Origin of the sequence: Streptomyces sp. NPDC048185 (genome assembly GCF_043202495.1) — a bacterium.
Lineage (GTDB): Bacteria > Actinomycetota > Actinomycetes > Streptomycetales > Streptomycetaceae > Streptomyces.
This window is the reverse complement of the sequence record NZ_JBIDAN010000002.1, coordinates 1019265-1031061: the sequence shown is the minus strand read 5'-3', so window position 1 is coordinate 1031061 and position 11797 is coordinate 1019265. Positions and strand designations below refer to the sequence as shown.

The window sequence follows — 11797 nt, the reverse complement described above, 5'->3', positions numbered from 1 at the left end:
GCTCGCAGCACACCGAGCGAGTGGAGGCCGAAGATGAGCCGAGTGATCCGTGCCGCGCTCTTCCAGACCGCCTGGACGGGCGACAAGGAATCGATGATCCAGGTCCACGAGCAGGCGGTCCGCGACGCCGCCGCCCAGGGGGCCCAAGTCCTGTGCTTCCAGGAGCTGTTTCACGGGCCCTACTTCTGCCAGGTCCAGGACCCCGAGTTCTACGCCTACGCCGAGCGCGTCCCCGACGGCCCGATCGTCGAGCGCTTCCGGCGGCTCGCCCGCGAGCACGGCATCGTCCTGGTGCTGCCGATGTACGAGGAGGAGCAGCCCGGCGTCCTCTACAACACCGCCGCCGTGATCGACGCCGACGGCTCCTACCTCGGCAAGTACCGCAAGACCCACATCCCCCAGGTCCGCGGCTTCTGGGAGAAGTTCTACTTCCGTCCCGGCAACTCCGGCTGGCCCGTCTTCGACACGGCCGTCGGCCGCGTCGGCGTCTACATCTGCTACGACCGGCACTTCCCGGAGGGCTGGCGGGCGCTCGGCCTCCAGGGCGCCGAGGTCGTCTTCAACCCGTCGGCCACCTCGCGGGGCCTGTCCGGCTACCTGTGGCAGCTGGAGCAGCCGGCGGCGGCCGTCGCCAACGAGTACTTCGTCGGCGCCATCAACCGCGTCGGCGTCGAGGAGTACGGCGACAACGACTTCTACGGCACCTCGTACTTCGTCGACCCCGAGGCCCAGTTCGTCGGCGAGGTCGCGAGCGACAAGGAGAGCGAACTCGTCGTCCGCGACCTCGACATGGGCAAGCTGCGCGAGGTCCGCGACCGCTGGCAGTTCTACCGCGACCGGGCGCCGGGCGCGTACACGCCGCTGACCGCGCCCTGAACGACCGCTCCCGACAGGAGGGACCAGCATGACCAGCAGTCGTACCGTCATCCGCGGCGGGCTCGTCATCACCGCGTCGGACGAGATCCACGCCGACGTGCTGATCGAGGACGGCCGCGTCGCCGCCCTCGCCGCGTCCGGCACCCCGGCCGCCGAGGCGTTCCCGGCCGAGCGGGTCATAGAAGCGAGCGGCAAGTACGTCATCCCGGGCGGCGTCGACGGCCACACCCACATGGAGATGCCCTTCGGCGGCACCTACGCCGCGGACACCTTCGAGACGGGCACCAGGGCCGCCGCCTGGGGCGGTACGACCACCATCGTCGACTTCGCGATCCAGAGCGTCGGGCACTCCCTGCGCGAGGGCCTCGACGCCTGGCACGCCAAGGCGGAGGGCAACTGCGCCATCGACTACGGCTTCCACATGATCGTCTCCGACGTGAACGAGAACACGCTCAAGGAGATGGACCTGCTGGTCGAGGAGGGCGTCACCTCCTTCAAGCAGTTCATGGCCTACCCGGGCGTCTTCTACTCCGACGACGGCCAGATCCTGCGGGCCATGCAGCGCGCCGCCGGCAACGGCGGACTGATCATGATGCACGCCGAGAACGGCATCGCGATCGACGTCCTCGTCGAACAGGCCCTCGCCCGCGGCGAGACCGACCCCCGCTACCACGGCGAGGTGCGCAAGGCCCTGCTGGAGGCCGAGGCCACCCACCGCGCCATCCGGCTCGCCCAGGTCGCCGGAGCGCCGCTGTACGTCGTGCACGTGTCGGCGCAGGAGGCGGTCGCCGAGCTGACCCGGGCCCGCGACGACGGGCTGAACGTCTTCGGCGAGACCTGCCCGCAGTACCTGTTCCTGTCCACCGACAACCTCGCCGAGCCGGACTTCGAGGGCGCCAAGTACGTGTGCAGCACGCCGTTGCGCCCGCGCGAGCACCAGGCGGCGCTGTGGAAGGGGCTGCGGACCAACGACCTCCAGGTGGTCTCCACCGACCACTGCCCCTTCTGCTTCACGGGCCAGAAGGAGCTCGGCCGCGGCGACTTCTCCAAGATCCCCAACGGCATGCCGGGCGTCGAGAACCGCATGGACCTGCTGCACCAGGCCGTCGTCGACGGCCACATCAGCCGGCGCCGCTGGATCGAGATCGCCTGCGCCACCCCGGCCCGCATGTTCGGCCTGTACCCGAAGAAGGGCACCATCGCGCCCGGCGCCGACGCCGACATCGTCGTCTACGACCCGCACGCCGAGCAGGTCCTGTCCGCCGAGACCCACCACATGAACGTCGACTACTCGGCGTACGAGGGCAAGCGGATCACCGGCCGCGTGGAGACGGTGCTCTCGCGCGGCGAACCGGTCGTCACCGAGCGGGAGTACACCGGGCGCAAGGGCCACGGCGTCTACACCCCGCGCTCCACCTGCCAGTACCTGAACTAGGAGCGGTGCCCATGGACTTCGGACTCGTCCTGCAGACCGACCCGCCGGCCTCCCGTGTCGTCAGCCTGATGCAGCGGGCCGAACGCAACGGGTTCACGCACGGCTGGACCTTCGACTCCGCCGTGCTCTGGCAGGAACCCTTCGTCATCTACAGCCAGATCCTGGACCGCACCACGAGACTCAAGGTCGGCACGATGGTCACCAACCCGGGCACCCGCACCTGGGAGGTGACCGCGTCCACCTTCGCCACCCTCAACGACATGTACGGCAACCGCACCGTCTGCGGCATCGGCCGCGGCGACTCCGCGATGCGCGTCGCCGGCCGCAAGCCCAACACCCTGGCCCGCATCAGCGAGGCCATGAGGGTCATCCGGGCGCTGGGCAGGGGAGAGGAGGCCGACCTCGGCGGCGGCACCGTCGTCAGGTTCCCCTGGATCAGGCCGGGCGCCGAACTCCCCGTGTGGATGGCCGCGTACGGACCCAAGGCCCTGAGGATGACCGGCGAGGAGGCCGACGGCTTCATCCTCCAGCTCGCCGACCCCTACCTCACCGAGTACATGGTCCGGGCCGTCAAGGACGCCGCGGTGGCCGTCGGCCGCGACCCGTCCGAGGTGACGGTCTGCGTCGCCGCCCCGGCCTACGTCACCGCCGACGACTCGCCCGGGGCACTCGCCCACGCCCGTGAGCAGTGCCGCTGGTTCGGCGGCATGGTCGGCAACCACGTCGCCGACCTGGTCGCCAAGTACGGCGAGCACTCCGCCGCCGTCCCCGACGAACTCACCGACTACATCAAGGCCCGCCAGGGCTACGACTACGCCCATCACGGACGCAGCGGCAATCCGGACACGCAGTTCGTGCCCGACGAGATCGTCGACCGGTTCTGCCTGATCGGACCGGTCGAGAAGCACATCGAGAAGCTGACCGCGCTGCGCGCCCTCGGCGTCGACCAGTTCGCCGTGTACGACATGCACGACGCACAGGAAGCCGTCATCGACGCGTACGGCACCCAGGTCATCCCGGCCGTCAACGGCTGATTCCCCGGTACACCCCCTCCCCGCCCGGGGCAGGGGGCCCAGGGCGCACCCGCGCACCCCCCTCGGCACCGCCCGCACGGCCTCTCCCGTCCCACCGCATGATTGGCCTGCCCATGACCGACACCGCGCCCAGCGCCGTACCGCCGTCCGCCCAGGTCACGCTCCCCGACGGGCGCGTGGAGCTCGCCCCGGGCTCCCCGCCGCCGAGCGGCCCGTACGCCAACGAGGACCTGCTGCCCGTCCCCGTCGGCAAGCGCACCTGGACCACGTACAACTTCTCCGCACTGTGGGTCGGCATGGCCCACAACACGGCGTCCTGGACGCTGGCGTCCGGTCTGATCGCCGTCGGCATGGACTGGAAGCAGGCGGTGTTCACCATCGCCCTGGCCAACCTGATCGTGCTCGTCCCGATGCTGCTCACCGGGCACGCGGGACCCAAGTACGGCATCCCCTTCCCGGTCTTCGCCCGCGCTTCCTTCGGCATCCGGGGCGCCAACCTGCCGGCCGTCGTGCGGGCGCTGGTGGCGTGCGGCTGGTTCGGCATCCAGACCTGGATCGGCGGCGAGGCGATCTACTTCCTGGCGGGCAAGCTGATCGGCGACGGCTGGACCGGCGCCGCGACGGTCGGCGGCCACGCCTGGACCATGTGGCTGTCGTTCGCGGTCTTCTGGGCGCTCCAGGTCGCCATCATCTACCGGGGCATGGAGACCATCCGCCGCTTCGAGAACTGGGCGGCGCCCTTCGTCCTGGTCGGCGCGTTCGTGATGCTGTGGTGGATGGCCGACAAGGCGGGAGGCCTCGGCCCGCTCTTCGACCAGCCGTCGAAGCTGGGCTGGGGCGGCGACTTCTGGAAGCTGTTCTGGCCGTCCCTCATGGGCATGATCGGGTTCTGGTCCACGCTGTCCCTCAACATCCCCGACTTCACCCGCTACGGCAGGAGCCAGAAGGCCCAGACCCGCGGCCAGGCCCTCGGTCTGCCGACGACGATGACCCTGTTCGCCTTCCTGTCCGTCATGGTGACCTCCGGCTCGCAGGCGGTCTACGGAGAACCGGTCTGGGACCCGGTGCAGCTCGCCGCGCGGACCGACAACGCCGTGGGCCTGCTCTTCGCCCTCGTCACCGTCCTGGTGGCGACCCTGTCCGTGAACATCGCGGCCAACCTGGTCTCGCCGGCCTTCGACTTCTCCAACGTCGCGCCCCGCAGGGTGAGTTTCCGGGCCGGCGCGATCATCACCTGCGTCCTCGCCGTGCTGATCTTCCCGTGGAAGCTCTACTCCGACCCGCAGGGCTACATCTTCACCTGGCTCGGCCTCGTCGGCGGGCTGCTCGGCACGGTCGCCGGCATCCTCGTCGCCGACTACTGGATCCTGCGCCGCGCCCGCCTCGACCTCGTCGACCTGTACCGCGCGGGCGGACGCTACTGGTACTCCGGCGGCTGGAACTGGCGGGCGGTCGTCGCCTTCGTCACCGGCGGTGTCCTGGCCGTCGGCGGCGCCGACTTCCACCCCCTGGTCGACGGCCGGCCCGTGCCGCTCCTCGAACCGCTGGCCGACTACGGCTGGGCCGTGGGCCTCGGCACCTCGCTGCTGCTGTACCTGCTGCTGATGCTGCCCGGCGCCCGGAACCGGGCCGCCCGCTGAGACGCCGTCGGGGCGGTCAGCCGGCCTTGCCGTCCTGCAGGGCGGCCACCGCCTCCTTGGCCGCCTTGATGGCCCCCTTGTTGATCTCGTCCGTGCCCGGGGCCTTCTTGGTCTCGAAGTCGCTGCCGTTGTACGTGATCATCACCAGGGCGTTGGCCGCCCGGACCAGCACGGTGCCCTCCCGGGTCTGCTGCTCGTCCTCGGTCGTGAGGTTGACGACGGAGTACGCCTCGTCGCCGAGGCCCGGGACGGCACCCCCGCCGCTGCGGTCGGCGACCCGCTCCTCGTACGACTTCCGCGCCGCCTCGTCCGAGGCCATCACCTCGTAGGAGACGTCCAGCCAGCGGTAGTCGTATCCCTTCAGCGCGTTCCACGAGCAGGTGCGGCGCACGTGGGTGTCCGTCGACGGGATCTCCTTGCCCTCTGTTCTGGCTCCCGGGACGAGCGACGTGATCGTCTTCCCGGCCAGGCTCCCGCAGGGCGCCGGGGCGGCGGTGTACGCCTGCGTCGCCGGGGCCGAGGCGGACGGACGCCCGCCGTCGGGCGGCGTGCTGTCCTCGGCGGCCGGCGACGTGTCCGGCCCGGACGACAGCACCCAGCCCGCCGTGGCGAGCACGGCGACCGGGGCCAGGCGCGCGGTCAGGGCGAGCGGCAGGGGAAGAGAACGCACGGCGCACTTCTCGTGGGGGACGGTGCGGAAGGGGTCCGCACTGCGGACGGGGACGCCAGTCTCACACGAGTACCTGTGGGGCGGAAGGGCGAACTCGCTGCGTGCCCGGCCGCTCACGGGGAGGGACCGGGCCGTCGCGGTGGCGGCACGCGGCGAGGTCCCGCTGTCCCCGCGGGCGTCACATCTCCCCGACGGTGACCACCTCGTGGCAGACCGTGTACGGGCGGTCCGCCTCGACCCGCAGGACCCAGGTGCCCTCGGAGGCCGACAGCTCGGCGGACAGGCCCCCCGACCCGTCCGGAACCAGCGTCACCGCACCACCCTCCTCGACCGGCCGGCCCGCCGGCGACAGCCACGCCCGCAGCGTCCGCTCCAGGACGGTGGGCCCGGTCGCCGTGACGGTGAACGGCTCACCGGCGAAGACCAGTTCGGGCACCTCGAGGCCGAAGGCGGCGTCCCCCGACAGCATCTGGCGTGCGGGCCGGCTGTGCCGGATCGCGCCGAGCTGGTGGCGCAGGGACTCGGCACCGGCCATGCCCGAGTGGCGCTCGCCGTTCCACAGGGCGTCGTCCTCGCGCTCCAGCGCCCACGAGGCCATGGCCGAACCGCTGGGCACCGTGCCGTCCCCGCTCCACTCCTGGTCGTTGTCGAAGCGGGTCGGGAAGCGCAGCGTCCCGTCGACGCCGACCTCGACGCCGTGCACGGTGGGGTGAGCCCGCCCGGCGAAGCAGTGCACCCGGTAGGGCGGCCGGGTCAGGCCCGCCTGGTTGCGTTCCCAGGCGCTGTCGATGTCCTCGTGGAACGCGAACGCCTCCTCGACCAGTTCGGTGGGCAGGTCCGGCACCGGCACGCGGGTCAGCAGGCGCCGCCTGTCGCCGTCCTCCCGCAGCACCGCCGCGTACCGGGGCAGCAACTGGGCGACGGACGGGAAGGACCGTGCGAGCAGGGCGAGCCGCTCGTTGACCGAGAGCACGCGTGCCAGCGCCCGGGTGGCCGCGTTCCCCGGCTCCACGGCGTGACCGGTGAGCACCCGCACCGCCTTGGCGGCCCCCCGGAAGGGGGTGCCCAGGGTCACCAGGGCCCGGGTGTCCTCGCGTCCGCCGAGGCATTCGAGGTAGTAGCGGGCGACCAGGCCCCCCATGGAGTGGCACATCAGGACGAGCTTCGGCGGATCGTCGTGCGCCTCCGGGTACACCCCGGGGGCCAGCTCCCGCCACCGGGCCAGGGCCGAGCCGGCCCGGGCCGCCAGGCGCCGGGCCGTGAGGCGGTTCGACAGGCGCCAGTCGTAGGGGAACTCCAGGTACTGATCCGGATGGAGCCCCTGCCCCTCCGGGCCGGTGTCGTGCCGGCCGAGGGCGGCCCGGACGCCGGGGTACCCCATGCAGGACAGGAGACCCGGGAGTGCCTCGGGGCTCTTGAGCAGGTGATCGGCCTCCAGCGCCCAGGGACCCTCCGGCGCCTCGTCACGGATGCCCGCCGGGAGCATCAGACCCTCCACGGCCCGGCCCGGGTTCCGCAGGCTGAGCAGGGCACGCCTGGACTGGTTCCACACGTCCGTGCCGTCGCGGGTGAGACGGCTGCCGAGGATGCCCGGCACGAAGACGACCAGGTCGTGTCTCATGAAGTGGTTCTCCGCTCTCTTCCCTCCGGCGGACGACGCCCGCCCGCTTTGCCCCACCCCGGTCAGACGCGCCGCAGGGCGCCCGTCAGCCGGTCGTCGGGAATCCTCACCTGGTCGCACCGGTCGCGGGCCTGCACGAACAGCGTCAGGCCCTGCGGGCTCCGCACGGCGTTCGCCGTGTGCACCCGCGCTCCGCGATACGGAATGGTCAGCTCCTCCAGCCAGACCTCCCGGGCCACGTCCCGCACGGCGACGGTCGACGAGCCGCCGAAGGCCAGCAGCAGCGGCTGCCTGGCGGTACCGGTGAGGACGAGCGCGACCGGCGGGCCGTGCGGCCCGGAGAAACGGCGGGCCCACCACTCGTCGTCGGCGTGCTCGGCCAGGTGCACGGCGCCGGACTCGCGCCAGGCGAGCACCGGCAACCACTCGTCGTCGTAGCGGGCCGTCAGGGCGATGCCCACCCCCGGGTCGGGCGCGGCGGCGCGCTGTCCCGCGCGGCGGAATCCGCTCCCGGTGCTCCGCCAGAGCGTCAGCGTGTCACCGCAGTCGGCGACGACCCAGGTCTGCCCGCCCGCCGTGTGCGCCGCCACGTCGCACACCTTCACCTGAGCGGCCTCGATCGCGGTCTGCGCCGTCCACGAGCCGCCCGTGCGGCGGTAGGGGACCACGCACCGGCCGTCGGGGACGAACAGCAGGCACCCGCCGTCCGGCCCGGCCGCCAGGGCGAGCGCGCGGACCGCCTCGTTGACGTCGCCCCCCAGCTCGACCGTCGTGTCCTCGGCGTGCTCCGTGAGGTCCTCGCGCAGCCTCCACACCCGAACCCGGCGCCCGGCGGCCGCGGCCACGGTCCACCCGTCGTCGTGCCACAGCGCGGCCACCGAGGTGACCCGTCGCCCGCACGGGACGCCGACGACGGACCCGGTCAGCCCGCGCACCGGGTCGTGCAGGCCGGCCAGCACCCGCTCGCCGGCCGCCCGCACCAGGAGGCACGTCCCGGCCGGCGCCCCGGCCACCGCGATCCGCGCCCAGGACTCGCCGTGGCCCGGCCGGGGCGCCGAGCCGGCCGCGATCAGCTCGGCGGTGTCGACCACCCTGACCTCGTCACCGTCCCCGACGGCCAGCCGGCCGCTGCCCTCGGGCTCGAACGCCAGGCCGCCGCGCGGGCCGGCCAGGCGCAGCACCGCGTCGACCGTGTCGTCGAGGACACCGCGCACCCGCACCCGGGAGCCCTCGTGCAGCGCGAGCAGCGGTGTGGCCCCGAGTCTGCCGAGAGCGATCTCCCGCGCCGGGGAGGCGACCCGCGCCACGGGGACGACCTCCGGGGCGCCGTGTCCTTCCGCGGAGACCCGCCACACGACGACGGCGTCCTCGTCGGCGCCACTCTCGGCCACCGCCACCCATCCGTGATCGGCGTCCTCGGCGAGAGCCGCGACGGCGGCGTACCGCGCGTCCCGCACGCTAGGGAACGGCCAACTGGCCCGTACCAGGGGCCGGTCGCCGTAGAGCTTGCCGTGCAGCTCGTGCAGGCCCAGCGAATCGGCGGCCGTGAGCAGGAAGCAGCGGCTGCGCAGGCTCAGCAGCGCCACCCGGCCGGCCGGCACCGTCAGCACGTCGTGGTGCACGTCCCGTTCGGCGGGCGCCACCGCGGACGCCACGGCCCAGCGCCACGCCCAGACGCGCCGGCCGTCCGCCGCCACGATCTGGATGCCGTCGCCGCAGGGTGCGGCGTCCAGATCGCCGATTCCGCCGCCCCAGCCGTACGTCCGCAGCGGGTGGCGCTCGTCCCCCCACCACAGGTGCAGCGACCGGCCGTCGTGGGAGACGGTGACGCGCTCGCCCCGCCGGGCCGCCTCGCGGACCGCCGTGAACACCGACGACTCCCGCCCCCGGCCGTCCGGGACGCGCCGGGTGTGGACGTAGGCGCCCGTCTCCGCGTGCCGGCCGACGATCTCACCGCGGCCGGCGATCGAGATCCGTCCGCCGCCGGCCCGGCTCCAGTCCAGGGCCCGGGCACCGCCGCGCGGAGCGGGCAGCCGCAGCTCCACCGGCTGCGGGGCCGAGTCCGTCCACACCTCCCGCCACACGCGATCGGCGAAGCCCGGAAGGCGGTCGAGCACCTCGTGGACGTCGGGGTGACCGGCGAACGCCTCGGCGCAGAGCAGCGCCCGGCGCTCGCGCGCCGACGTGTGGACCCGGAACGCGGTGCCGACCCGCCGGTACAGGGAGGCCCCGTCGCAGGCACCGGCCGGCTGCCCGGTCAGCGGCAGCATCACGTCCGGCTCCGTGTGGACCAGGAACTCGGGGTCCATGAACAGCCGCTGCAGCGGATGCCGCTCGTCCGGGGGGTCCTCGGGACCGAGCACGACCTGCGCGGCGTGGGCGCCCAGGTACGTCCTGGTGTACTCGTGCGCCCGTTCCCAGTCGCCGCCGGGCCGGTGGAGGGCGTCGAAGACCCGGCGGTGCGCCGCCGTCTCGGTCGTCCGGGCACGCTCCAGCAGGGCCGCGCCGTAACTGGCGTGGTCGAGACGGTGCAGCGGGGGCAGGCCGGACCGGCGTTCGGTGGTGATCAGCACGCCCCTGAGTCCGCGGAGCATGGTGTCGAGCATCCCGCGCGTGATCTCGGGAGTGCGCCTGCGGCGCAGCCGGTTGGCCAGCAGGAGCCACAGGTCGAGGTCGGCGAGGCCGGGGCCCTGGACCACGGCCAGGGGCAGCAGGAGTTCGGCGAAGCGGTCCCGGTCGCCGGGGTCCAGTGCGGTCAGCTCGTCCGTCATGCGCTCGCGCAGCTCGCTGCCTCCGCGCCGCACGAACCGGGCGAGCGCGTCGGCGTCGAGCGGCGCGGGCCGCCGGGCGAGCGCGCGGGCGACCAGGTGGGCGACGAGGAACCGGCGTCCGCAGCCCCGGGCCACCCGGGCCGCGGTCTCCGCCCGCAGCGTCTCGTTCGCCGGCCCCGCGTAGGGGGAGCCGGGCGTCTCGGCGAGCAGCGAGGCCACCAGCGCGGCGATGTCGCGCTCGGTGTCGCGGTCGTGTTCGAGGTCCAGGACCGGTGACGAACGGTCCAGCGCGTCGAGCAGGGACTCCCGGGAACCGCCGTCGACCGTGCGGCGGGGATGGGCGCGCGTGCCGACGATCAGCTTCACGCCGGAACACCGGGACAGGGGGTTCAGGAGCCTGCGGGCGATCTCGTGGGCCTGCCCGGGCATGGCCTCGTCCAGCCCGTCCACCAGCAGTGTCACACCGCCGGCGCGCGGCACCAGGGCGCCGATCCGGTCGACGGCCTCCTGAGCGGTGATCACCGTCCCGTCGGGGACCTCGGCGCCCAGCGGCACCAGGGCCTCGAGCAGGGAGCGGGCCAGGGAGTGCAGCGACGCCCCGTGGCAGGAGACGGCGCCGTGGACCGAGCCGGGCCGGGGCACGGTCCCCGGCGGGGGAGGGGGGTCCAGGGCCCGCACCCTGCGGCGCACGGACAGCAGGGCGAGCCGGGCCAGGAGCGCGGTCTTGCCGGTCCCGGCCGGGCCGGTGACCACGAGCATGCCCCGGCTCTGCGTGGCGGTCCAGGTCACGAGCCGGCCGAGGGGACGGACCCGGCCGGAGAAGTGCCGCGGCCGCAGGGCGTCGTTGACCGGGCCGAACCGCTCGGGGCTGACCCACGGTTCCCGCTCCGGGGGCAGTACGGCGGGACGGTAGGCGGTGTCGGTGGAGTCGTAGTGCGGGTTGTGCAGGAACCTGCGGCTCAAGGAACGGACCTCCACGTACGCGGGGCGCAGCGCGGCGTCCTCGTGACCGGCCGCGAGAGCGCGCCGGTCGAGGGCCTCCAGGAGATCCGGCACCAGCAGGAAGGGGGCCGTCGGCTCGAACGGCCGCACCGTGCCGTCGAGTTCCAGGTCCCGGTCGGCGAGGGTCTCCTGGAGCCAGTCCACCCACAGGCTCTCCTCCACCGGGCGGTCGGCGCCCGCGGTGGCGAGGACCACGAATCCGTCGGGGGGCGCGTCCTCGGCGTCGTGGCGGCGCCGCAACGCCTCGTGGAGCCAACGGGTTCCGCTCAGCGCGTGCTGCGACTCGCAGGCGTCCACGATCACGAGCAGCTCGGAGTTCCGCACACCGGACAGGCGGTCCAGGAGACGCGTGAACGGCATGGCGCGGGTGGCGACCGGATGGGGCCGGCCGGCTTCGTAACTGCCGCGGCAGGCGAGCACGTACGCGTCGTGCTCCGTGGCGTGGCCGTGGCCGGTCCAGTACAGGACCTTCCGCGCGGCGTCGGCCGAGACGAACCGCCGTAATCCCTCGTCCACGCTCTCCAGCGTGCCGTCGCCCTCCAGGTTCTCGACCCGCTCGAAGCCGAGCCGGTCGCACAGCTCCGCGAAGCGGGAGCGGGCGCGCAGGACGTGCTTGCGGTCGTGCAGTCCGCCGCGCTCGCCGTACTCGGCGATGGCCACCGTGCCGACCAGACCGGTCGACCGGAGTTCGTCCCGTCTGATCTCGAAGTCGGCAGACACTCCCGTCGTCCCTCCCGCCCCTATACTG

Annotated in this window: 7 protein-coding genes; 4 read left to right on the top strand and 3 right to left on the bottom strand. The window is 73.3% G+C overall.

Annotated elements, in window-relative coordinates:
* The first annotated feature begins 33 nt into the window (after window positions 1–33).
* The 4 genes from ACGF3H_RS10485 to ACGF3H_RS10470 all read left to right on the top strand — a co-directional run bounded on the left by ACGF3H_RS10485 (window position 34) and on the right by ACGF3H_RS10470 (window position 4985).
* Complete coding sequence (locus ACGF3H_RS10485) at window positions 34–876, top strand: nitrilase-related carbon-nitrogen hydrolase (RefSeq protein WP_362499152.1); 843 nt, start codon at window positions 34–36, stop codon at window positions 874–876.
* A 28-nt stretch (window positions 877–904) separates the two neighbouring features.
* On the top strand, window positions 905–2311 hold the full coding sequence (gene hydA, locus ACGF3H_RS10480; protein ID WP_362499155.1) for a dihydropyrimidinase: 1407 nt from the start codon (window positions 905–907) through the stop codon (window positions 2309–2311).
* Between the two features lie 11 nt (window positions 2312–2322).
* The gene (locus ACGF3H_RS10475) at window positions 2323–3345 is read left to right on the top strand and encodes a TIGR03842 family LLM class F420-dependent oxidoreductase (protein ID WP_362499158.1); all 1023 of its coding nucleotides are present in this window, start codon (window positions 2323–2325) and stop codon (window positions 3343–3345) included.
* Window positions 3346–3458: 113 nt separating this feature from the next.
* Window positions 3459–4985: an NCS1 family nucleobase:cation symporter-1 gene (locus ACGF3H_RS10470; protein ID WP_362499161.1), complete on the top strand. Its 1527-nt coding sequence runs from the start codon at window positions 3459–3461 to the stop codon at window positions 4983–4985.
* Between the two features lie 16 nt (window positions 4986–5001).
* On the opposite strand, the gene ACGF3H_RS10465 is transcribed toward ACGF3H_RS10470, so the two are convergent.
* The 3 genes from ACGF3H_RS10465 to ACGF3H_RS10455 form a co-directional block, all read right to left on the bottom strand.
* Window positions 5002–5655, bottom strand: a complete 654-nt coding sequence (locus ACGF3H_RS10465; RefSeq protein ID WP_362499163.1) for a hypothetical protein — start codon at window positions 5653–5655, stop codon at window positions 5002–5004.
* Window positions 5656–5833: 178 nt separating this feature from the next.
* Complete coding sequence (locus ACGF3H_RS10460) at window positions 5834–7276, bottom strand: hypothetical protein (protein WP_362499166.1); 1443 nt, start codon at window positions 7274–7276, stop codon at window positions 5834–5836.
* 62 nt (window positions 7277–7338) lie between these two features.
* Window positions 7339–11769 (bottom strand): AAA family ATPase, encoded by a 4431-nt coding sequence (locus ACGF3H_RS10455; protein WP_362499168.1) that lies wholly within the window; start codon window positions 11767–11769, stop codon window positions 7339–7341.
* Between the last annotated feature and the right edge of the window lie 28 nt (window positions 11770–11797).